This window comes from Fervidicoccus fontis Kam940 (genome assembly GCF_000258425.1).
Taxonomy (GTDB): Archaea; Thermoproteota; Thermoprotei_A; order Sulfolobales; family Fervidicoccaceae; genus Fervidicoccus; species Fervidicoccus fontis.
Window position 1 is genome coordinate 987,814 of the sequence record NC_017461.1, and the last position, 22,535, is coordinate 1,010,348.

A 22,535-nucleotide genomic window follows, 5' to 3' on the forward strand; every position below is an offset into this window, starting at 1 on the left:
CTATAGGTAATTTGAAAAGTTTCTATTTGAAGATCAGAATTGGGGAAAGTTAGATTTTCTCATTATATTATTTGATTTGCATTTATAAAAATAAAAAAATAATGTTAAGGCGACGAGATCCGATAAAGATCCCATAGAGCATAGTTCATCAGGACTTTTTCCTTCGCAACAACTTCTTGCACAACTTTCCGAGCGTTCTAATCCGTACTTCCTATAGACTATATAATCGTTATATTTACAACAAAAACTGCGAAAAAGCTTATCAATTTCTTCCGATGTAGGGATAGAACAGTGCTCTTCTTTTATAAGCTTTTCAGCTTCTCTTATGGAGTTTGTAAAGCATGTTGATGCTTCTTGGCTAACAGGATCAAATATGTTCAGTCTAAGAAAGTCTATGAGTTTTTTATCATCCCACTTTTCATAATTGGTGAAAACATCTGTGAGTGATGGATAAAGAGAGGATGAGAATCTATGCAGAAAACTCGAGTTAGTAAGCATCAAAGATTTGAAGTAAATACTCGGCTTGATTGAAATAAGATATGAAAAAGCACCTTCCCCAATTTCATTTAAGTCTCTTTTGTTTTTTAAGATTATTGACGCAGCATTAAAAAAGATTAAAAACACCGTTCCAAAACTTGTATTGGTTCCCGTCTTTTCTATTATGCTTTTCATTGATTTTAGAAAACCCTCTCCTAAATCAGAATTAAATCTCAATATATTGTCTATTAAAATATCACCTGATAGAAATCCTATATATATGTAATCCTGTAGCGTCTTATCAAGATGATCTTTCATCCTAGATACATTTCCTCCTATTCCCCATCCAGTTGGCTCAAGCATCATAGATAAAGAGATAGAAAATTTCACATCATCGATCGTTTTTCTTTCAATTTTTTTCATACCCCTCTATCATCTCCTCTATAAATTTGATATATGAAAGAAGTCTCTCATTCTCAGTTGTCCTCCTTATATTAGAGAGTAATCTTTTGATGTAATTTATTTCCTCACTATCGGAAATTCCTAAATACAGCCTGCTATGACTTATTATAGCCTCAATCAGTAAATTTACAGGTCTATATGGAGGAAGCAGATTTTCAATTTTTATCCATACATTTTCTTCTATTGAAAGCTTTAAGTAAATCAGCCCATCTTTCAAAGTTATTTCCTCGATAGTCGTAGGGATAAGAAAATAGCTACGATTTGTATGAGGGGGGACCTTTTTTCCCTTAACGATTTTTAACTTTTTTAAATAGAAAAGCTGAAAGATCTCATCAAATGAATTAGAATAATTCAAAGTAATTATATCGCCAGCTTTAACTTTTTTCTTCTCAATTAAAGAATAAATATAACTACCAGGGAAAAGCCTGGCAGTACCCTTGAGATGCTCAGTATCTAAATATACTCCTAGAAAAAAAGGGTGATTTGTTAGCTTGTTTAATACTGCTATAGACTCTGTATATGTTTTATCTATATTATCTAAATTTTTTATCAGCCTATCAATTGCAATTTTTTTCCAAGCCAAAGCTGGATCACCCTATTGCTTTTCAATCGGAAGTAAAAAATGCTCATTATCCCACAAATACAGTTGCAAGAAAGTTTTTCCTTCGTCATTGACTCTTTCCAGTTCTCCCCTTACAAATGCAAAATCTCCAGGTTTTAAAATCTCGCAAAATCTTCCTCTATCAGATGTAATTGTTATTTCTTTTCTGCTTTTATTATCAAATGCCCTATATGAACATGGATATAAATAGGATAAGGAGGAATCAGTAATTGTAACATTTGTTGTTATAGTGCCTAATTTTTCGATGCTTCTAGTGCACTTTTGTGGGCATTTAGGTGTATAAGGAACTAATCTTATATATACATCCACCCCTTCAAATTTACCTTGCAAAATTTTTTCCATCTCTCTTTTGACAATTAATTCATTATAGTATTTTTCTCTTCTATTTTCTAGTAGGTTCAATACTTCATTTCTACCATATTTTTCTAGAGTTTTACTTTCCATAAGAAATTTGTAAACTTCCTCGCACGTCTTTCTGCCATAAACGATTACATCAATATCACTGGTTCTCTTCCCTACAAGAATCCCGCCCGTTATACCTATATCAACGCTATTTGTGTGTTCTCTCAGCTCTGAAAGTAATTTCATAGCTTTTTTGTGCAGCGGATTTGAAACCTCCAAGGCTACTGATCTAGGATCTAAAACTCTGCCAACTTCACTTTTCTTAAGGAATGGAACCTTTCTTCCAAAACACTTGCATTCTTGCAACTTCTCAGGATAATAAGTGCTTACGAATTCTATTGCTTCTTTAACTTCCTTGATTGTTCTGTTCATGTCAAAAACATAACGTGGAATTGCAAATAAATAATCCCCAAAATCATAGTAAGATCTGATTATCCAATAAGTATTTTTATATTCAACAATAAAACCTTCAATCATTTTATACATCAAATTTATTTTTTGTTAGTGATTATTTTTATTCATAACTAAAATTAAACTTAAATAAAAGCTGATAAAAAATGAGAGCCCTCGTAACATTCAGTTACCAAGATCCTGCAGGAGTTGGAATGGCTGAAGAATTGAAAAAAATAAGCGGCAGTGAAATTGAAATAAAAGGATTTGATGTAAATGACGTTGAGTTTTCCTTTTTAGAAGATTTTAAAGAATATAATGCTTTCATCGTTCTTTCTATGCACATGAGTGAGGCAGGGATCCCCTGTTTAACTGTTCATCATACGGGAAATCTCACTTCTAAAGCACTGCTTGGTGGAAGGCCTCGAGAAATAAGCGTTTCTTTTCCAAGGCTGTCTGGATTTCTTATAAAGAAAATACATTCTCTCGTAAGCTATTACGGGCTAGCTGAAAAGATGAAAGTATCTTATGAAGCTACTCACCATGGACCAACAAATATAACTCGTCCATTGGTTTATGTTGAAATAGGAAGCTCAGAAAAAGAGTGGAAGGATAAAGAACTGCAGAAATTAATGGCTGAGGCAGTATATGATGCTTATATGCTTTTAAAAGAAGACAGGTTGCCTGATTGCGAAAAAGCTATAGGATTTGGAGGAGGTCATTACAGCGAACGGCATACAAAAATTAGTATAGAAAATAATGTATGCTTTGGGCATCTTGTTCCTAAGTATGCCATTAAAGAAGGAATTGATTCTTTTGTACTAGATCAGATTTATGATAAGAATTATGAAGGAATAAATTCTGTATATGCAGAAAAGAAAATAGGTACAAGAGAATTTAGAGAAGAAATTGAAAAAAAGGCAAAAGAAAGAAATGTAAAATTTGTGTACTTTTAATAACACCAATTAACTTAATATGTTTATAAACTAGCTTATATATACAAAAGGGTAAGAGATTTCTAACGGGTTATCTGATATGAGAATTAGCAATATAATGTGGGGGCTGAGTATTTTATTTTTAGCAATGTTCTTTATTATGTCTTCTAATTCTCCGTTATATAGCGAATTTGTAAACATATTTGGAAATTCTATAAAGATTTATCAATCACTGTTTGGTTTCTTTAGCTTAATACTGTTGCTAGTTGCTTATTATCAAAATGAACTTGAATCTCATCCCAAAAAAATAGCCCAGCTAAGATTTTTCAACCTCGTTGCTTACATCGCATGGTTGCTTTCTTCTTTAGCTCTATATTCGTTATTTTTGTATAGGTTTGGCTTTCCTATAGGTTTAGTAGTTTCTATACTAATACTTTTTCCTCTTTTTATATCAATACTTCAATACACAAAAAAGATGATAAAAACAATTGAACTGCATTACGAGAAAAATCAGAAAAAGAAAAAAAGATAAATTTTTTAAAGATATTTATTTTTGAGATAGCTTATATAGTATTCAGGATTTACATCTTCATTTAGATTGCGTCTTATCAGCTCTTTAGGAGCATATGTTGCGCCAAATCTATGGATTTTTCTTTTAAGCCATTCTTTAATTTCTGCAAAATTTCTGCTGTCAATTATATCTCCAAGCTTTTTGCCTAGATCTTTCTCAATCGCGTATCCGACCTGAGCAGATATTATAGTACCTAAACTGTACGTCGGGAAATATCCTATGCTTCCCTGACTCCAATGTATATCCTGAAGTACACCGCTTTTGTAATCCTTAGGTCTAATTCCAAGGTACTCTTCCATAGTATTATTCCATATGTCTGGAACATCAGAAACTTTTATCTCATTTCCTATTAGCATTTTTTCTATCCTAAATCTTAAAGCTACGTGGAAGTTGTAAGTAAGTTCGTCAGCATCTACTCTAATTAAGCTAGGTTTAACAGTATTTATGTAATAATAAATATCTTCATCGCTAAAGTTTTTCAGTTCTGGGAAGTATTCTCTAATCAGACTTCCAACAATTTTTGTGAATGCAAAATTTCTTCCTACAACATTTTCCCAAAATCTAGATTGACTTTCATGAATTCCCATGCTTACTCCTCTGGCAAGTGGAGTTCCGGAAAGAGATTCATCGATCTGTAATTCATAAGTTGCATGTCCGAATTCATGTACTGCAGAATATATGGTCCTCTTAATATCGTAGCCTTCATAACGAGTAGTTATTCTGGCATCTCTTATTCCAAAGTTTATAGTAAATGGATGTTCAGAAACATCAATTCTAGCTCTAGTTCTTGGAAATCCTAGTATATCGAGTAACCTGTTATTGATTTCTACAGCTTTTGTAATATCATATTTGTAGCTTTCTAGATAATGACATTTTGGATATCTGCTATCGCTCATTACTTTTTCTAGAATAGATTTCAGTTCAGGAATAATGGAATCATACATTCTTTCTACATCTTTTGTAGTCCAGCCTTCTTCATAGTAGTCTATTAAGGCATCGTATGGATGCTCAACATATCCCAGATAATCTGCCATCCTTTTCTCAAGCTCAACAATCTTCTCTAGATATGGTTTAAATATACTAAAATCATTCTTTTCTCTAGAAGTAACCCATGCTTCATGTGCTCTTATAGTTACCTCTCTTAATTCCGCAATTAGAGACTCTGGTATCTTTTTGGCTTTTGTAATTTCTCTGTCGAGAACTCTTACTACGCCTTTTTCATAATCGTTTAGCGTTTCGATGCTTTTTGCCTTTTCTACTAATGATACAAGCTCTGGATCTAGAAGAAGCCTATGCTCTAAGACGGAGAGATGTCTATTCGCAATACTTCTTTCTATAATGCCCTCTTTTGGCATATAAGTTTCCATGTCCCATTCCAAAAGACCCATTGCATAGTCAATGCTCCAAATAAATTTATATCTATTAATAATTTCTTTTATTACGCTGTTTTCAAAAACTTCTCCCATTTCTTAACACCTAAATTTGTGAAAATTCTTTATAGATGACTATAATAGTTTAAATAAATTTTTATAAATATTTTGCCAATTACTAAATTCAAGCACAATATTAGTTTAAAACTATAGCTAGAGATAAAAAATTTTTAGGGTAACTTTTTAAATTAAATAGAAATATATTATTAAAAACTTGTTAAGAACATTAGAAATTTTAGCGGTGTTCATATTGTGCGGAATAATTGGAGTAGCGATTGATGTTAATAATAACTGCTCAGAGTTTAAGGCCGCTGAAATAATTACAAAAGGACTTAAGTCCCTCGAATATAGAGGTTACGATAGCGTTGGAATTGCACTAATAGATAAAAATACTAGAAAAATTATAGTAAAAAAAGGTAAAGGAAAGCTAGATGATGTTTCTAAAGAATACTCATTTTTGCTTACTCCTGGATGCATAGGTATAGGTCATACAAGATGGGCTACACATGGAGCTCCTACAAATATAAATGCCCATCCCCACACTGATTGCAAGGGTGACATAGCGTTAGTCCACAACGGAATAATAAAGAATTTTCTAAGCCTAAAAAAGATGCTATTAAACTCAGGTCATACTTTCAAAAGCGATACAGATACTGAAGTTGTAGCACATCTTATAGAAGAATTAGCAAGTACATCTAGCAATTTTTACGAAGGATTCAAAAAATCAATTTCTATGCTTGAGGGTAGCTTTGCATTGGCGGTCGTCACTACTTATGAACCAGAAAAAATATTCTTTGCTAAAAAAGAGAGTCCGCTTATAATAGGCCTTTCAAAATCTTCTAATTTTTTAGCAAGCGATATACCTGCAATGCTGGAATACACAAATGAATTCGTGCCATTAAATGATGGTGATATTGGTTGGTTATCCCCCAGAGAAGTATTTATTGAAAACTTGAAGGCTGGCATCGTCGAAATAAGGAAAAGAAAAATCCTTGTTGATTGGAAGCCCGAAATGGCGAAAAAAGGAGGCTATCCTCATTATATGATAAAGGAAATATATGAGCAACCCTTGGCGCTAAAAAGCACATTTGAAGGACTTATTAGCGATGAAACGATAATTGAAGCAGCAGATCTTATTTCCAAAAAAGATAAGATATTTATAGCCGCGGCAGGGACGAGTTATCATGCTGGTCTTGTTACTAAATATTTTATTGAAAAAATAACAGGAAGAGCAGTCTATACGTTTATATCCTCCGAATATAAAAATATTGAATACTTAGTAGATAACGACACTGCAATTATAGTCATAAGTCAAAGTGGTGAAACTATAGATACAATTAAGGCAATGAGATCTTCAAAAAATAGAGGCGGAGTGATTTTTGCGATCACAAACGTCATAGGAAGCACGATAGGAAGAGAAGCTAATTACGTAGTACCTATGCGAGCTGGGCCAGAGATCGGAGTGGCAGCTACCAAGACTTTTCTCACACAGGTTTTAGTTGGAAGTATGCTAGCAGTAAACCTTGGAAAATCGATTGGAAAGATAAATGAAACAGAATATAATCAAATGATAAATACACTTAGCTATTCACCCAATATTGTAGGGAGCTCAATTAGTATGACTGAAGGTATAATGAAAAAGTTGCCAGAGAGGTTTTCAAGTAAAAATAGCATTTACTTTTTAGGTAGGGGTTTAGGCGTTCCTTTAGCTTATGAAGCTGCTCTTAAAATGAAAGAAATAACCTACATACATGCTGAAGCTTATCCTGCCGGCGAGTCTAAACATGGTCCAATAGCATTAATCGAGAAGGACTTTCCTGTTTTCTTTGTAGTTACTAAAGATACATATGAAGAAATAGCTAGCAACATTGCAGAAATGAATGCTAGAGATGCTTACACTATTGCTTTAGCATCAGAGGAAAAGCTTGAAAATTTGCAACCAAGATTGACAATTACTGTTCCAAAAGTTGATTTGCTTCTAGAACCGTATTCTCTTATTCCTCCGATCCAGCTTCTTTCTTACTATACTGCAGTTGTGAGGGGTTTAGACCCTGACAAACCTAGGAATTTAGCAAAAACTGTAACAGTGGAGTGATGAAATATGGTCTCTTTAATATATTTGTCACATAATGAGATAGAGTCTGTTTATCCAATAACTGAAAGCGGAGAACCTCTTCCTAATTTAAAATTATTGGGAAAACCGATTGGAGTTAGAGTGATAGAGTCATTTGAAAATGAAGGAATAAATGACATGTCTGTCTATTATTCAAATATATCTAGTGAAGTATATGAACTCATAGGAAAGAGGGTGAAATTGGAAGAAACAGGCAAACTGGATTTCTTGAATTCATTAAAAAATGCAGTCGAGAATTCAAATTCTCAGGAGATAATACTAGTTTTAGGTAGCTTTTTATTAAATGAAGGCTTTATAAGAGAGTTACTTTATAAATGGAACGAAAAAGGAAGCTCTATGCTGATTGCACTTGTACCTGGAAGTCAGAAGTTAGAAGATCTTGTATGGAAGATCGGCGTAGATGTTGAGTTTGTCGAGGGTAATGTGAAGAAGGCATATCTTATCAAAAATAACGCATCCTCCTTCTACATATTCTCAGGAATAATTGTTTCAGAAAAAGAGTTCTTACTTAGAAAAATAGATTTAAGCATTAAAGATTATAATCAGGCATTATTAAAGCTTATAAATGAAACTAATCCGCCCTTCTATATTTACACAGGGGAATACGTCTCATTCGCAAGCCCCTGGTCTATTCTCAATGCCATGAAAATGCTCCTTCAAAAAATTTCTGGTCAGTTTATCAGTAAAGAAGCAAAAGTTAGCCCAACTGCTGTATTAGAAGGTCCTGTATTAATTGAAGATGGTGCCGTAATAGATCATTATACAGTTATCAAAGGACCTGTATACATAGGTAAGAGGTCATTTATCGGTGCGCATAGCTTAGTTAGAAACTATGTTTCATTGGAAGAAAGCTCTGTACTGGGTTCAGGAGTAGAGGTTAAAAGAAGCTATATAGGCCCTAGAGTAACTATAGGATCAAACTGTCTAGTTACTGACAGTATATTAGGGGAAAATGCGACATTCAAGCCATTTGTAGTTACTTTGAATTATGACCCACATGAAGCAAAAAGGCTTGGGGAATTCTATATTAAAAGAGGTGTAATTTTAGGAAAAGGGTCTTTAATCAATGGTGGCAGTGTACTTAAACCAGGAACTATCATAGAGTCAAGAAAAATATACCCTTAAAAATTTTTTTAAGTATAATGTTCTTTTCCCGGAAAAATGCCATTTCTAACTTCACTTGCATATTTACTTATTGCTTCTTCTGCGATTTTTGATAAATCTGCGTACTTTTTTGCAAAAGAAGGCGGTTTTTCGGTTAGACCTAATAAGTCGTGAAGAACTAAAACTTGTCCATCGCAATATGGACCAGAACCTATACAAATTGTCGGTATTGAGAGCTTTTCTGTAATTTTTCTTGCAACTTCAGATAGTGTGTATTCTACTACTATTGAAAAAACACCGGCTTCCTGAAGTGCTTCGGCGTCTCTTAGTAGTTGTTCTTCTTCAAACGGCTTTTTCCCGATCATCCTATAACCTCCGAGCCTCAGAAATCTTTGCGGTGTCAAACCAATATGTCCCATGACAGGGATCCCCGCTCTTACAAGACTTTTTACCTGTTCAATTATTTCTTCTCCTCCTTCAAGCTTAACTGCCTCTGCTCCTCCTTTTATCATTAGGGATGCATTTTTAAGAGCTTGTTTTGAGCTCACTTCGTAGCTCATAAATGGCATGTCTCCCACAATAAGTGCTCTTGGCTTCGCTCTAGCTACCGCTTTTACGTGATCTATCATTGTTCTTAGAGAGACGTTAATGGTATTTTCCATCCCTAAAACTACCATAGCTAATGAATCTCCGACTAAAATAGAGTCCACACCCGCTTTGTCAGCAATTCTAGCAAATGGTGTGTCATACGCTGTTATCATAACGATTTTTTCCTTAAGCTCTTTCTTCTTTATGAACTTTCTCATGGTTATTTTTTCGTCCAAAAAGAGCACCCCGCTCTAAAATTGGAACTAATTTGCTAAATTATCTCAGTTTTAAAATAAATAAGAATATTTATTTATATGGAGAGATAATAAAATATTTTTACTTACCTTATTTATAACTTAAAAATTTTCTAAAACAATCAACAAATTCATTAATTTTTGCAATAAAACGGCAAGAGATATCTTTTTTAGAGAGATATATAGAAATAAGTTTAAGTAATAAAGAGCTCTTTTTCTAGAGCTTTTACCATTAGATAGAGAGTTTTGTTTGTTTCCACGTTCAACGAAAGTTTTTCTCCTTGGAGAGCTATATAGCCGTTTATATAATCTATTTCTGTTCTTTTTTTGTTTTTTATGTCTTGTAGCATACTGCTATAATTTTCTCCTGTTTTTGTTGCAATTTCAAATAGCATTTTTTCAGGATCTGAAGGAAGCTTAATGCCTAAAGCACTTGCAACCTTTTCACCTTCTTTTATTGTTTTTAAAGCCAGACTCTGAGCAAAATCATTTTCTATAACAGCTTTGTTTTTACTACCAAGCAGTGTAGTTATTGGATTTATCGCAGAGTTAATTATTGCTTTTAGCCACAAATAAGGCATAATGTCATCAACAACTTCTATGTTTCCACCACCTTTTTTTATAGCATATGAAAACTCAGATAGAACATTTTCATCATATTTTTTACCTAGCTGGCCTACAATTATTTCACCCAGACCTTTAATCTCGGTACAGTATTTGCCACAAGACGAGACTCCATACGTTATTGAGGAACCAAACGAATTTTTCACACCAAAATTATTAACAAGAATTTCTATTATGCCCAACCCATTTTGGAACGAAAAAACATTTTCCGCTTTTCCTTTTATTTTACTTACAACTTCTTCTACATTGTAAGCTTTTGTTGCTATTAAAGCTTTTCTGCAAAAAAAATTGTTTTCTATTTCAAACGAAACAAACCTTTGCTCCCAGCTTTTTTCACCATTTAATAATCTAACATAAGTTATTTCTGAATTATTTTTCTTAATAATTGCTACATCCTCATTTCTCAGAAAATATGACAGAAGAATACCTATATTTCCTGCACCAATTATGCAATATTCGTGTTCATGCAATTCAGGCTACCTAATTTTAAATTTTACTTATCGATCACGATATTAATTGATTTAGGCGGTACAATATTAATGTAAAGTAAATTACCACGAATCAAATACCCTTCTTTCGGAACGTATCCAAAGCTATTTAACTTTTGCAGCTGTATTCCATTTGCAGTAACATCAGTAACTTTTCCTGAAACTTGGAAAACTAAAGTAACGGGCAAGATATCTTGGCTAGAAAAGTTCAATTTTCTATCAAAGTACACGTAGAAAGAGGTAGAGTTTATGGCCTTTATAGAAACTGAGCTCTGCTCTTCGCTATATCTATAAAGTTCGTATGGAGTCGTTATCCAATTATTACCTTTTTCAACTATATTTAGCATTTCATTAAAAGCTTTTATCATTTGTTCGGGGTCTTTCCAGTCAAACGAAGTAGGATGTGTATAAATAATAATGCAACCGTTCTTTGTATATTTTGCGAGACTCAGCTCTAGCCTAAGTATATCAATCCAAGGCAATCTGTCACTCATTTTTAGGCTTATATGAACATCGTACCAATTTTTAGGCAAAGTAATTTCAAATGGTTTATCACTCATCACGATTTTTATGCCATTCTCTCTCAATATAGACAGTTCATTTTTAGTTACTTTGCCGTAAGGAGGAATGTATGTATGTACAGTATATCCGCTTATATTACCCTCTATATCTTTCAAACTACCTAATATGTCAGTTATATTTCTAGGTGGCGGTTGATGATACCTGGTATGCGATGCTGCTTCCCATCCATACTCTTCAACTACCTCTCTGTACAAATTCCATATATATGTATTGTTTTCTCCCGAATTATCCGAAGTTACTATACCAAAAACCAGTCTTGCTTCGGGATGATTATTTATTAAATAATTTATAAGATCTAGTTCGTACTCCTGGTAAGCTTTTGTTGATTTTCCAGGAATGACGGGAAATCCATGAGAAATATAATAAGGATCTGCAACAAAGTCATCTAATCTTATAATCACCGCAGTGTCATAGTTGCCGTAAAGTTTTGGCACTCCTTTAAATGTTATGTATGAGCTCTGAGATTCAGCTTCAGCTCTCTCAAATGAAAAATATACGATAGTCAAAATAGCAACAATCAACACAGCTATAATAATAGCTTTTCGAAGCATTCTTACCACTTGCTTAATTTCTTTTTTGCTAATATCTGAAATACTGTTATAGGAAAGGCTATAAGAGCTATAAATGATTGAACCCATAATATAAGAGGCACAAGTATCAGACCGCTTTTTGATCTGTCAAGAGCGTTTCTAATAATTTTTTCGTCCTTATAAATGATCCTTAGAAAGTAATAAGCGGCAACTACTTCTAAAACCCCAGTAACATAACTTAGTATTAAATAGATTATCGGATATTTTAGAAAAGCTAGCAATATAATAGAAATTGGTGTAAACTGAAATATTTCATACATTTTTTCTAATATGCTTGAACTATATATTCCTAAGCTAGCTAATATAATTGAGTTAATAGTATTAGCTATCATTAAAATAAAGGGAAGGCTTCCAAAGCTAGTATAAATAGAGGTCAAAAGTAAGTTGTATTTTTTCTTTTTAATAAGCTTTGGAAGCCTTGTAAGGAAAAGTTTTTGTATACCCACAGTAATTCTGAGAACTTTTGAAAAGAATCTTTTCGGTGATGATGGATCGACTGTAAAAGAATAAGCTGTAGGGATATAAGCTACGGAATATCCTAAAAGTTGGAGATGCCAGCTAGTAGAAGAATCCTCTACATATGTATCTGTAGGAATTCCGCCGATTTCTAAAAGGGGTTTTAATTTGTAAATAGAACAACTACCATTTAAGCTATTTACGCTATTAAATACAGTCTCGGAAAATCGCAGGGTTAAAAGATAGTACAACGATGCTAAATTTCTAAAGGCTTTAGCGAAGAACCAGGAAAACCTTCCTTCTTTTTCAGGCTTCCAAAGAAGTATTGTACCATTGACTCCTGCTAGTTTACTATCCCTATTCAGAAAAACTAGCATTTTTTCTATATACCTTCTTTCAATTATAGTGTCAGAATCGAGAATTAATACATAGTCCACTTTATCATTGAGGGAAGGCAATACTTCATTTATCATCGAAGGCTTTCCCATATGTTCTTTAAAGTCAACTACGTTAATTTCAACTTTAATTCCATCGCTTCTTTTTACATCATATGATATAAAAATATATTTGTCTTTGTAGATTACACGTTTGAGCTTTCCATTTTTTTGAGATATAAAATTCATAACTTTTTTAATCGTATTATCTGTGGAATTGTCATTTAGAATATAAATGCTCTTTGGAGGTACAGATTGATTAAAAGCTGAGAGTATTGATGATATTATGTAATTTTCCGAATTTCTTGCGGGTATCAAAACAGAAATTTTTCCCTCAATTGTTTTTATTTCTTCCGCTAATTCTTGTACGCTATAAAATGAAAAATTCTTCCTCCATGACTTGAAAGTCATAGCGAGCCTGTAAGCAGGAACAATCCATATAGTATAAAAAGTGTACTTAATCAGTAAGATAATCATATTTATTTGTATCAAATCCTGAATATCGACGTAATTTGTGATTAATGATGGGTCTAAATACATAAATTTTTACCGTGCCATTTTTGTAAAAATATTTATGATCTCTTTATTCTACAAGAAAATAAATTTTTCATTAAATATATAACCAATAGACCTAAATCCTTAACCTAAAGAATTTAACATTAACATATATTATAAAGGAAAAATAATGAATTATGTCCCTGTACAAACATTTTCAACTGGTTCCGTCGCAAGTCTTTCTTTTACAGAAATTATTTTTTGAAGTTTTTCTACGAAATAATCAACCTCTTCCTTTGTATTATAAATGTAATAGCTAGCTCTCACAGATCCTTGATAGTTTAACCTGTAATGAAGAGGATGAGCGCAATGTCCTCCACTTCTTACGGCAATTCCATACATGTCTAGAGCTTTTGCAACAATATGATGGTGCAATCCTTTTATATTGAAGGCAACTAATCCAGTTCTTTTCTCCGGGTCTAATGGACCTAGTATTTCAATATCATCGATTTCTTTCATCAACTTGATAGTATGCTTTACTAATTCGATATCATGTGCTCTCACTCCATCCATTCCGATTTTCTTTAAATATCTTACTGCCTCAGCGAGGCCTATGACACCCGCAATATGTGGCGTTCCCGCATCGAACCTCCACGGAAGATCGTGCCATACTACATTATCAAGTGTTACGTCTTTTATAGTATCCCCTCCAACTCTAAATGGCTTCATCTCTTCAAGTATTTCCTTTTTTCCCCAAAGTATACCTATCCCAGTAGGGCCAAGCATTTTATGACCGCTAAAAGCGAGAAAATCAACATCCATTTTTTTCACATCCGTTTCCACATGAGGTACGTATTGAGCTCCATCCGCAATAACAATTGCTTCAACCGAATGTGCTAAATTAACTATCTTTTTATAGTCATTAATTGTTCCAACAACATTGCTTGCTAAAGTAAAAGCTACAATTTTTGTTCTTTCGGTAATTTTGCTCTCCAGATCCTTGTAATTAAGCTCTCCATCTTCAGTTATATCTACATATTTAATTTTAGCGCCAGTAAGCTCAGCTAATTCACGCCATGGCAACATATTACTGTGGTGCTCCATTACCGTCGTAACGATTTCGTCGCCTTTTTTCAGATTTCTAAGTCCCCACCCATATGCTACAATATTTATAGCATCAGTAGTGTTAATGGTTAAAATAGTCTCTTCCATGTTGCCATTTATGAATTTAGCTATTTCTTCATAAGACTCTTCGAATAACTGACTAGCTTCTTGTGAAAGGGTATGAAAACCTCTATGCACATTTGCATTATAATATAAGTAAAATTTAGCTATAGCTTCTACAACCTGTTTAGGTCTTTGTGTAGTTGCCGCATTATCAAAGTAAACTAGTTCCCTACCATGTATTTTTCTTTTTAATATAGGAAAATCTTCTCTGATAGAATTAACGTCATAAATCATTTCTAATCCCAGTGTTCATATAGTATTTTTATCGTTATAATTTTTTAGTTGACCTTCTCTTCTCGTAGTACTTTCTGTATAATTCACCCAAATACTCATCTAAATCTTTGACAACATATGTTTTACCCACAATACTTATCATGCCAAAATTAATAAGCCTTTTAATTATGTGCTTTGAAGTTTTAATATTATAGCCCAAGTTATCATGAACGTATGATATCATTTCATGAAAAGAGACCTCTTTTTTTCCAAAATTTTTATAAAGCGCATAAAAAGTCAAAAATTCTCTTTTCTTAGGCCATCTCAACTTTAACCATCCTTTTCAACGCAAGATTTTATGAAAGCATCTAAAAAGCTATCTGCATTTACACTCTTTAATTTTTCTGCATTTATAACTACTCCTTCTCCCCATGCATCTTTGAGCAATTCGTATCCTCCTAATCCGCAATAATCGCTTCTAGCAATTATCGAGCCTCGTGAAACAACCATCAGTTTTTCACTTTCTACAATTTTGTCGTTTTTATATAAATTAAATAAGCCATATATTGGTTCACACGTTATTAGAACCTCATCATAGCTGATATTTTTCTTTTTTAGACATTCAATTATATCTTTATATTCATTTACAGAAGGATCATAGGCGAAATATCCCTTAGGAAACCTCAATTTAGACATCCTCGTTTTGAAATAATGCTTGTAGATGGTTTAAATTTTAAAATAGGTATGTTTCATATTTTACTCTTCATTTTCTTCAAAGAGCTCTATTATTATTCTAGCTTTAACTTCTTGTTTGCTAAATGGTGGAGGATTCTCCCCTAAATCGATCCCAATCGAAACCTGATTGCCTAAAGAATCAGTAAACCTAACCTCTGCTATATATTTCTTCTTAGGTCCTTCTTCGAAAGCTTTAAGTATACCCTCATACATTCTTGAAATTGCCATTTGCAAAGCTATAGGGCTTGAAAAATCCTCTGGCTTGAGTTGTATATTTGCTAATCCGCCAAGCATCTCCCCAACCTTTGCTTTTCCCTCGAATTCTACAGTTTTTTTAAATTCTTCCATGAATTGACACCTTATTCATTATTTAATATAATATCTTATTTCGCTAATATTAGTTTTGTTCGTATCTACGAGACTAACATTTTTGAAGCATATTTAACAAAAAATTGTTTTATAAGTTATGAGATACGAATCCAGCATATAAACTTTGAAAAAACAATTGTTGATTATCCTTATTAATAAAATAAAAATTCTAATTTGTTTTTAATCTCGATGCTTCTTGGTAAGTAATGGCGATGAGCCGATAACTTATCCGGGATTATGTTAAAAAGCTTAAAGCGTCCTAAATATTAAAAGAAAAACATCTAATTTCAAGGTTTATTATTAGTTACAAAATAATAGCAATCTATAGCTTAGTGCCAAAAACTATCATATATAAGTGTGATTAACATGGACATAATGGATAAAGATCTTGCCGGCAGGATTGGAAGGATAAAAATTAAAGGAAAAACTATTGAAACTCCATATTTGTTTCCAGTTATAGATCCTACTAGGCAGGAGGTGCCAATATCTTCTATAAAATCTATGGGCTTTAACGGAGTTATTACCAATGCGTATTTAGCATATAAAAGAGGATGGAACAGAGATATTCACGAACTTATTGGAGATGGAGAGCTCGTTGTGATGACAGACTCAGGGGCATATCAACTAATGCAATATAACAATATTGAAGTAAGCAACGAAGAAATCATCAAAATACAGAAAGGACTTAATTCTGACATAGCAGTTATATTGGACGTTCCTACGGGGGATTCTTTAGATCAAAATTATGCGAAATGGACTGCAGAAGAAACTCTAAGAAGGGCTTCTGAGGCACAAAAAATTATAGACAGAGATAACAGAATGTGGGTTTTACCGATTCAAGGAGGGATTCATTTAAGTATTCTCGAAGAAAGCTCTAAGAAATCGTCCCAGCTTGAATATGATATTTATGCGATAGGCAGTCCTACTAAGTTTATGGAAAGATATCGTTATGATGTTGTACTAGATATGATAAGAATTGTGAGGGAAAACATAAGGGCTGATGTTCCTCTGCATTTATTTGGCGCAGGTCATCCTATGATAATACCCTTTGCAGTAGCAATGGGAGTTGATCTCTTTGATTCAGCATCATATATTCTATTTGCAAGAGACGGAAGATATATGATTGAAGGTGGAACTTTAAGACTTGAAGATATAGAATATTTTCCCTGTAGCTGTCCAATTTGTTCAAGATATACTCCTAAAGAACTAAAAAACATGAACAAAGATGAGAGAACAAGACTTCTGGCGGAGCACAATCTATATATGATCAAAAAAATTTTAAATGAAGTAAAGCAAGCAATAAATGAAGGAAGGTTGTGGGAGCTTTTGCAATCTTATTCGAGAAAGCATCCGAGTTTATATTCTGCCTTCAATAATATTAAAAATAAGCATGTAGAATGGATGGAAAAGTATACTCCAAGAGTGAAAGGGGAGCAAAAAGCCATATATCTATTTGACAACGATTCTATGTTTAATCCAAAAATATTGAGAGCTAGAAAATATATAATGCAAAATTACATGCCACCCAGCGAGTTTAAAGAGGTCGTTTTCTTATATGCTACATACAAGAACCAGAGAAAATTTGAGGAAGGCAAGCACTATATATATTATGCGCCTGGAATTGGTTTAATTCCACAGGAGCTTAGTGGAACATATCCTTGGGGGCAAAATGTTATTCCATCAAAGATCTCTTATGAAACAATGCAGTCGATTGCTAACGACGTGGTTAAATATATAGAAAAATTCTCAGATAAGTATTTGAAAGTTTCAATAGGTATATGCGATGAAATGAGTATTATGCAAGAGAAAATTTCATCATTACTAGATGAAGAAACAAAGGAAAAGGTATACTTCTTCAAAGATTCTTGTGAAAATGAACAATAGAATAAGTTAAAAACTATTATTTAAATGATCTTTTTTATTAGTATAGAGATATTAGCATAATTTTCTTTTCATTAAAACAATAAACTTAAAGAATTTACTTAATAAAGCAATTTTGGCATTATCTTATTTGCAAAATTTTTAGTATTAAAACTTATTAGAGCGTTTTTTTGGTATTATTATATATTTTATCTTATCATTTTCAGGCTTTACGTCTATTAAAACATTATATTTGTTAGCATAATCGAGTAGGAGATTAAAAGGAACAGTCCCTGAAGGAACTGTAACTGCAAATATCTCACCGTTTTCATTTGCACACTCCATTTTTTCTATTAGTAATGTAAACGGATGCTCTGTACATTTGCTAACATCTTCTATTACAATTTCCTTCTCTTTACAACTGCTTGAAGACATCTCACATCACATATTAAATGTTTGTTTATACTTTATAAAAATATTATCAGATTTTCCTCTCTGGTTGTTTAACAGTTTTATTGTTCTCTGTGTCTTTTTGTGAATATATCATTTCATCTATTCGGAAAGTTTCGAGCTTCATAGGACTTGATATCGCTTATATATCAGTCTCTTGCCATATGGAATAATAGCGCGCTCTCGAGCTCCATTTCTACGAAGTCCATATTCAATATCATTGAGCTCATTCCTCCTTGTGTGACCCTTACCAACTTACCAACAATTAATCCCTTTAAATTTTTTTAGAATAAAATATCCTAGCAATACATTAAGTTTATTGACATCAATATTTATAAACCTTTATGAAACAAGAAAAGTCCGCATAGGCACTAAGCTGTTATGAATAAAAATTTTCTAATTATTCTATTATGATATGAAATCAAAGTTTTTTATCTGCTATCATCTTTTTTACTCCTCTTTGCGTCTTTCAAAGAATATTTGTCTAAGAACATCGATTGAAAAGCTTCCCCTCTTAAAAACAAAATATGGAAAGATCAGCTTTTTCATCGTCCATTTATATTTAGTCAATTTTTCCCATATGTTGAAGCTCATTAATATTATTGCAGTGTCGCTTTCTTTACTAAGTACTTCATTTAAAGTTTTTGAGATGTTATTAGTATTAGGCTCTTTTTCAATTATTATTTCTTCTATTTCTCTATCTGGAAAAATTTCCTTCACTTCATCTACTATATACTTTTCGTCTTCGCTCAGTATCGCAATTATTTTTTTGGATTTCATGTATGATATATATGGATACTCGGTATTTACTATTAAAATATCACAAGTAGATAACCTCATAACACTATTTAGCTTCATTGCATCTTCTGCGCTCATTATTAGCAAATCTATTCTTTCTTCATCTATACTTGCGATAATAGCCTCGGTTTTTGAGCGCGCTGCTTTTATCGAATATCTCGCATGTATTCCAGTTTCGTTTAGGTGATCTATGATATCCTTCAGCGATCTAACATCTTTCTTTACGGCTTCATTTCTATAATCTTTAACAGAAAGCTGATATGGAGTTTTAATTATTTTTAAGAGGTTTATTTCTCCATTTTTAGCTTTGGCTATGTCTGAAGCTAATTGAATCAAATTTGTTCTTATTTCCGGAGGTAGTAATACCATTATTCTAAAATCACTTCTAACCAAACTTCCTTGTGATTCTAAGGTTACAAATTCATGTTCGACTTCATATTTGAATAGGTAAGACCTATATATCAAATATCCAATAACTATTAATAAGAGAGCAAATAGTGTTGCAGATGGATATATAATTAAGGCAGCAAAAAAGAGGAAAACTTTTATAATCAATCCTGTAAGAGGAATTAAAGGATAATACGGAGTGAGAAATTTGTATTTCAACTTTTCTCCATAAAATTCTCTTAACTTTATGCCAGTGTAATTAACGATGATAAATAAAACATTAAAAAGAACTCCTACGATAAATGCCGATAGAGTTAGATCCAAAATCAAACTCATTATTATCATTACTGCCATTGTAAAAAGAATTGAATTGCTAGGAGTTCTATACTTCTTGTGTATTTCCGAAAAAACTATTGGGAACTCTCCTGCTCTAGACATCGCTAAAAGAACTCTAGATGCAGAGTACATGATAGAATTTATAGAAGAAAGGACTGTAGCTAGTCCGCCTGCCGCAACAATTATACCTCCATATCTAAATGCGAGAGATGCTGTACGAATTACCGTGTCAGGACCCCATATTGTTGATAAAGAATAAGCTTTAGTTCCCAAGATCCCTATAGTTGAAATCGTTACTGATATATATAGAATTGTTGCAACAATTAATGTTTCCATTATAGCTCTTGGAAGATTTTTCGTTGGGGCTTTTGTTTCTTCAGCTGTTTGAGCGAGAATTTCGTATCCCTCAAATGCTATAACTACTGATATCATTGCAATGAAAAACGACGATACTGATGTGAATTTTGCGGGAGAATTTAACAATCCATTTATAAGCTCTCCGCTTTTTATTCCACTGAAAATTCCAATTGTTGAGAAAAGAAGTATTGAGGCAACAAAGAAAATTCCGATGACAATAGAAAATCTTCCTGTTTTCGAAACTCCACTGTAATTCAAATATGCAAATGCAATAATTAATATTATAGCTATAAGTCTTTCAGAAATATATGGGGGGAGGAATGGAATATTAAAACCAATTTCAGCGAGAAACTGCAGAAACATAGATGAAAAAGAGAGTGCGTAAAATGTTCCACCCATCATATGTGCCATCCAATTTACCCAACCAGATATAAATGGAAAAGGCCTCGGCATAGTTAATTTTGCCCATAGAAAGCCTCCACCAACTTCTGGTATAGCTGATGTAATTTCTGAATATATTAATGCTGTAAGAGTTGCAATGATAGCGCTCATGATAAGAACAATTATTGCTCCTAAACTTCCAGAAAGGTAGATTATTGGACCTATTAAAACAACAATAGATCCTCCTACGATAGCTCCAAGTCCTATGAAAAATGTATGTAAATTTCCTAACGATCTCAATAACTTCTGCCTTCGTTCGCTTGACAAACTTCCATACACCCATTGTCATTAATTATTAAAGATCTACAGCTTCCCAGTCTACTATATAAATAATAACAGATACTAGTCTAGTATATTTTTTAGATGTTAATTATGAGATCAATACAATACTCATATCAAAAATAAATTAATATTATTTAGAAGATTATATATATTATTTAATTATTAAAAATCTCGTTTTTGAAAAAATTCTGTAAGGTTATTTATTTAATTCGTTAATTTTTTTCTCCAATAAAGCCAGTTTTTCTTCTATTCTAACGATATGTTCTTCTAGGTGCTCTAAAGCGTGAGCTATGGCTTGCATATATTCTACTAATTCCTCGCCTTCTTCTTCGTGATGGTGCTCATGAGCCATTTCAGGATGTGTACTCATAACTTCGTCAACAACTTTTTGAATATCTTGTTCGTTTTTTGGCATTGTCATTCTAAGCTTTCCCATCTTTATTATCACCTCTAAGCAAAAGGGGCCGCCGCCGGGATTTGAACCCGGGACCTCCGGATCCACAGTCCGGCGCTCTTCCAGCTGAGCTACGGCGGCCACAACGTCATTTTCTTCATCGCAACATTTAGCTCTGCGGCGGCCCCCCTTTGCCATTTTCAATATTGTCTAACTGAATTAATAAAATTAGCTTTTCAACGTCTTACCTCATTTCAACCCTTAGGGAGGGCATTAGTTGTGAATATAATTGCATATTTATGTTAATGAAGAAGTATTTGATTTATATGAGGCAGGAGATTTTTTATGGTAGCCGGGCGGGGATTCGAACCCCGGTCGCGGGGGATCTCTCCTGCCTCCTCTCCTCCCTAATAATTTGTTTTATTTTTAAGAATTAAAAATTTTTTCTATCATCAACGGCTAATGCTTATCAATACAGAAGAAGTAGTCTTCAGTAATGTTTAATCCTTGAAGTTCTTGGCGTGAAACCAGTCTTATAATAAAGCCACCACTGGAAAAAAGGTATACTTTACTATTATCCTTTTCTTCCTTTATAGAAAATAATGTAGTTTTCCCACAGAATGCAAAAGAAGAAGATGGTTTAATCTTCTCTCTCGAAAATTCTAAGAAAATCTTCTCTCCTTTTTTATAACTTATTCCAAATTTTTCTGAAACTTCAAATGTCAATTCAATTTTTTCATTTCTTGCAGTTATAATTGTTATTGTTGGAATAATTGACGGTTTTGTATCGACAATTTCTAGATATTCCCACTTCAATTTTACATTGCACCTCAATTTCTCATAGAAAAACTATCTAAAATATTATTAAATTGTTTTTAAATAAGTTTTGAACGAGTTTAAAAACTTTTTATAATGTTATATAAGGATATGCCTTGGTAATTTTATCATGAATATATGCAGAGAATTTGAAATGCAAAAAAGTTCTTTTTGGATAAAAATAAAGCTAAATTTGTAATCAAAGCATTAAAATGAATATGTATAATTTATTACCGTTATTTTTTAATTTATTATTCAATTATCATTTGAGGGTGAGTTTTTAATGAGTATGTCAATGGCAAGCAAAAGAGTATTTAGTGAGCTTAACGCATTGCTTGATAAGCAAGTCACAATTAAGCTGAAAGATGGAAGAACTATAAAAGGTACTTTATATGGATTTGACGATAAACTCAATATATTGTTAAAAAATGCAACGGAAAACGAGGGAAACTCTTCAGTACCGACAATGTTGATTTATTCTGATTATATAGCATATCTTTCTGCAATAGAAGCCCCAATCTTCAATCCAGATGAATTTGCGAGGCTAATTGTAAGTAAACTTAACATTAGGGAGGCAGATATAAAGACTTATCCAGAAGCAGGCGTTCTGGTTATCTTAAATAACATAAGAGTATCAGATAAAGGAGTAGAAGGTAGTGGTCCGTTAGCTCACAAAATATATGGTTTATACACCGAATATATTGAAAACAAGAAAAAAGAAATAGAAAAAAGATAACATAATAAGTTAATTTTTAAATATCTTTTTATTCAAATTTTCTTTTAAGAGTATTTTGATATTTATTTTGGTAGGAGTTATAGGTTTTTCGGTTAT

22 protein-coding genes and 1 tRNA gene are annotated in these 22,535 nt (G+C 32.7%); 6 read left to right on the forward strand and 17 right to left on the reverse strand.

Annotated elements, in window-relative coordinates; translation table 11 throughout:
* Positions 1-33: 33 nt before the first annotated feature.
* The 3 genes from FFONT_RS05110 to FFONT_RS05120 are packed head-to-tail and all read right to left on the reverse strand — an operon-like array spanning position 34 to position 2,440.
* On the reverse strand, positions 34-900 hold the full coding sequence (locus FFONT_RS05110) for a triphosphoribosyl-dephospho-CoA synthase (protein ID WP_014558169.1): 867 nt from the start codon (positions 898-900) through the stop codon (positions 34-36).
* Positions 887-1,522, reverse strand: a complete 636-nt coding sequence (locus FFONT_RS05115; RefSeq protein WP_014558170.1) for a hypothetical protein — start codon at positions 1,520-1,522, stop codon at positions 887-889. The genes FFONT_RS05110 and FFONT_RS05115 overlap by 14 nt, the downstream gene beginning before the upstream one ends.
* Positions 1,523-1,534: 12 nt before the next feature.
* A complete protein-coding gene (locus FFONT_RS05120) occupies positions 1,535-2,440 on the reverse strand; it encodes a hypothetical protein (RefSeq protein ID WP_148683681.1) in 906 nt (301 codons plus the stop codon).
* Between the two features lie 80 nt (positions 2,441-2,520).
* Between FFONT_RS05120 and FFONT_RS05125 the strand changes: the two genes are divergently transcribed.
* Both FFONT_RS05125 and FFONT_RS05130 read left to right on the forward strand, forming a co-directional pair.
* Positions 2,521-3,309, forward strand: coding sequence for a D-aminoacyl-tRNA deacylase (locus FFONT_RS05125; RefSeq protein WP_014558172.1), 789 nt, complete (start codon positions 2,521-2,523; stop codon positions 3,307-3,309).
* Between the two features lie 139 nt (positions 3,310-3,448).
* Positions 3,449-3,820, forward strand: a complete 372-nt coding sequence (locus FFONT_RS05130; RefSeq protein ID WP_148683682.1) for a hypothetical protein — start codon at positions 3,449-3,451, stop codon at positions 3,818-3,820.
* A 5-nt stretch (positions 3,821-3,825) separates the two neighbouring features.
* Here the strand turns inward: FFONT_RS05130 and FFONT_RS05135 are convergent, their stop codons facing one another.
* Positions 3,826-5,325, reverse strand: a complete 1,500-nt coding sequence (locus FFONT_RS05135; protein ID WP_014558174.1) for a carboxypeptidase M32 — start codon at positions 5,323-5,325, stop codon at positions 3,826-3,828.
* 214 nt (positions 5,326-5,539) lie between these two features.
* On the opposite strand from FFONT_RS05135, the gene glmS reads away from it, so the two are divergent.
* Together glmS and FFONT_RS05145 are read left to right on the forward strand one after the other, a co-directional pair.
* Positions 5,540-7,384, forward strand: a complete 1,845-nt coding sequence (gene glmS, locus FFONT_RS05140; protein WP_148683683.1) for a glutamine--fructose-6-phosphate transaminase (isomerizing) — start codon at positions 5,540-5,542, stop codon at positions 7,382-7,384.
* 6 nt (positions 7,385-7,390) lie between these two features.
* Positions 7,391-8,548, forward strand: coding sequence for a nucleotidyltransferase family protein (locus tag FFONT_RS05145; RefSeq protein WP_014558176.1), 1,158 nt, complete (start codon positions 7,391-7,393; stop codon positions 8,546-8,548).
* Positions 8,549-8,556: 8 nt separating this feature from the next.
* On the opposite strand, the gene panB is transcribed toward FFONT_RS05145, so the two are convergent.
* From panB to FFONT_RS05185, 8 genes are all read right to left on the reverse strand, one after another.
* On the reverse strand, positions 8,557-9,333 hold the full coding sequence (panB, locus tag FFONT_RS05150; RefSeq protein WP_148683855.1) for a 3-methyl-2-oxobutanoate hydroxymethyltransferase: 777 nt from the start codon (positions 9,331-9,333) through the stop codon (positions 8,557-8,559).
* 230 nt (positions 9,334-9,563) lie between these two features.
* Positions 9,564-10,463 carry a ketopantoate reductase family protein gene (locus FFONT_RS05155; RefSeq protein ID WP_014558178.1) on the reverse strand — a complete coding sequence of 300 codons (900 nt, stop codon included), beginning with the start codon at positions 10,461-10,463 and terminating at the stop codon, positions 9,564-9,566.
* 23 nt (positions 10,464-10,486) lie between these two features.
* Complete coding sequence (locus tag FFONT_RS05160; protein WP_014558179.1) at positions 10,487-11,614, reverse strand: polysaccharide deacetylase family protein; 1,128 nt, start codon at positions 11,612-11,614, stop codon at positions 10,487-10,489.
* A gap of 2 nt (positions 11,615-11,616) precedes the next feature.
* On the reverse strand, positions 11,617-13,083 hold the full coding sequence (locus tag FFONT_RS05165; RefSeq protein WP_014558180.1) for a glycosyltransferase family 2 protein: 1,467 nt from the start codon (positions 13,081-13,083) through the stop codon (positions 11,617-11,619).
* Positions 13,084-13,233: 150 nt separating this feature from the next.
* On the reverse strand, positions 13,234-14,499 hold the full coding sequence (locus tag FFONT_RS05170; protein WP_014558181.1) for an aminotransferase class V-fold PLP-dependent enzyme: 1,266 nt from the start codon (positions 14,497-14,499) through the stop codon (positions 13,234-13,236).
* 34 nt (positions 14,500-14,533) lie between these two features.
* Complete coding sequence (locus FFONT_RS05175; protein WP_014558182.1) at positions 14,534-14,806, reverse strand: hypothetical protein; 273 nt, start codon at positions 14,804-14,806, stop codon at positions 14,534-14,536.
* A 2-nt stretch (positions 14,807-14,808) separates the two neighbouring features.
* On the reverse strand, positions 14,809-15,165 hold the full coding sequence (locus FFONT_RS05180) for a hypothetical protein (RefSeq protein ID WP_148683684.1): 357 nt from the start codon (positions 15,163-15,165) through the stop codon (positions 14,809-14,811).
* 69 nt (positions 15,166-15,234) lie between these two features.
* Positions 15,235-15,561: a hypothetical protein gene (locus FFONT_RS05185; RefSeq protein WP_014558184.1), complete on the reverse strand. Its 327-nt coding sequence runs from the start codon at positions 15,559-15,561 to the stop codon at positions 15,235-15,237.
* Between the two features lie 387 nt (positions 15,562-15,948).
* On the opposite strand from FFONT_RS05185, the gene tgtA reads away from it, so the two are divergent.
* Positions 15,949-17,466, forward strand: a complete 1,518-nt coding sequence (gene tgtA / locus FFONT_RS05190; protein WP_014558185.1) for a tRNA guanosine(15) transglycosylase TgtA — start codon at positions 15,949-15,951, stop codon at positions 17,464-17,466.
* A 144-nt stretch (positions 17,467-17,610) separates the two neighbouring features.
* Here the strand turns inward: tgtA and FFONT_RS05195 are convergent, their stop codons facing one another.
* From FFONT_RS05195 to FFONT_RS05215, 5 genes are all read right to left on the reverse strand, one after another.
* Complete coding sequence (locus tag FFONT_RS05195; RefSeq protein ID WP_014558186.1) at positions 17,611-17,877, reverse strand: hypothetical protein; 267 nt, start codon at positions 17,875-17,877, stop codon at positions 17,611-17,613.
* Between the two features lie 465 nt (positions 17,878-18,342).
* The gene (locus FFONT_RS05200; RefSeq protein WP_158308321.1) at positions 18,343-20,478 is read right to left on the reverse strand and encodes an amino acid permease; all 2,136 of its coding nucleotides are present in this window, start codon (positions 20,476-20,478) and stop codon (positions 18,343-18,345) included.
* A 211-nt stretch (positions 20,479-20,689) separates the two neighbouring features.
* Complete coding sequence (locus tag FFONT_RS05205) at positions 20,690-20,929, reverse strand: hypothetical protein (protein ID WP_148683686.1); 240 nt, start codon at positions 20,927-20,929, stop codon at positions 20,690-20,692.
* Between the two features lie 26 nt (positions 20,930-20,955).
* Positions 20,956-21,028 (reverse strand) — tRNA-His (locus tag FFONT_RS05210).
* Between the two features lie 318 nt (positions 21,029-21,346).
* Positions 21,347-21,703 (reverse strand): DNA-directed RNA polymerase subunit G, encoded by a 357-nt coding sequence (locus FFONT_RS05215; protein WP_014558189.1) that lies wholly within the window; start codon positions 21,701-21,703, stop codon positions 21,347-21,349.
* A 283-nt stretch (positions 21,704-21,986) separates the two neighbouring features.
* Between FFONT_RS05215 and FFONT_RS05220 the strand changes: the two genes are divergently transcribed.
* Positions 21,987-22,439 carry an Lsm family RNA-binding protein gene (locus tag FFONT_RS05220; RefSeq protein ID WP_148683688.1) on the forward strand — a complete coding sequence of 151 codons (453 nt, stop codon included), beginning with the start codon at positions 21,987-21,989 and terminating at the stop codon, positions 22,437-22,439.
* The last annotated feature ends 96 nt before the right edge of the window (positions 22,440-22,535 follow it).

What these genes read in the sequence shown, in the direction of transcription:
- FFONT_RS05160 (WP_014558179.1), bottom strand. Translation starts at nt 11,614, where the DNA reads ATGCTTCGAAAAGCTATTATTATAGCTGTGTTGATTGTTGCTATTTTG.
- FFONT_RS05195 (WP_014558186.1), bottom strand. Translation starts at nt 17,877, where the DNA reads ATGTCTTCAAGCAGTTGTAAAGAGAAGGAAATTGTAATAGAAGATGTT.
- FFONT_RS05165 (WP_014558180.1), bottom strand. Translation starts at nt 13,083, where the DNA reads ATGTATTTAGACCCATCATTAATCACAAATTACGTCGATATTCAGGAT.
- FFONT_RS05220 (WP_148683688.1), top strand. Translation starts at nt 21,987, where the DNA reads ATGAGTATGTCAATGGCAAGCAAAAGAGTATTTAGTGAGCTTAACGCA.
- FFONT_RS05130 (WP_148683682.1), top strand. Translation starts at nt 3,449, where the DNA reads ATGTCTTCTAATTCTCCGTTATATAGCGAATTTGTAAACATATTTGGA.
- FFONT_RS05145 (WP_014558176.1), top strand. Translation starts at nt 7,391, where the DNA reads ATGGTCTCTTTAATATATTTGTCACATAATGAGATAGAGTCTGTTTAT.
- FFONT_RS05205 (WP_148683686.1), bottom strand. Translation starts at nt 20,929, where the DNA reads ATGGGAAAGCTTAGAATGACAATGCCAAAAAACGAACAAGATATTCAA.
- FFONT_RS05185 (WP_014558184.1), bottom strand. Translation starts at nt 15,561, where the DNA reads ATGGAAGAATTTAAAAAAACTGTAGAATTCGAGGGAAAAGCAAAGGTT.
- FFONT_RS05125 (WP_014558172.1), top strand. Translation starts at nt 2,521, where the DNA reads ATGAGAGCCCTCGTAACATTCAGTTACCAAGATCCTGCAGGAGTTGGA.
- FFONT_RS05135 (WP_014558174.1), bottom strand. Translation starts at nt 5,325, where the DNA reads ATGGGAGAAGTTTTTGAAAACAGCGTAATAAAAGAAATTATTAATAGA.
- FFONT_RS05110 (WP_014558169.1), bottom strand. Translation starts at nt 900, where the DNA reads ATGAAAAAAATTGAAAGAAAAACGATCGATGATGTGAAATTTTCTATC.
- panB (WP_148683855.1), bottom strand. Translation starts at nt 9,333, where the DNA reads ATGAGAAAGTTCATAAAGAAGAAAGAGCTTAAGGAAAAAATCGTTATG.
- FFONT_RS05170 (WP_014558181.1), bottom strand. Translation starts at nt 14,499, where the DNA reads ATGATTTATGACGTTAATTCTATCAGAGAAGATTTTCCTATATTAAAA.
- tgtA (WP_014558185.1), top strand. Translation starts at nt 15,949, where the DNA reads ATGGACATAATGGATAAAGATCTTGCCGGCAGGATTGGAAGGATAAAA.
- FFONT_RS05120 (WP_148683681.1), bottom strand. Translation starts at nt 2,440, where the DNA reads ATGATTGAAGGTTTTATTGTTGAATATAAAAATACTTATTGGATAATC.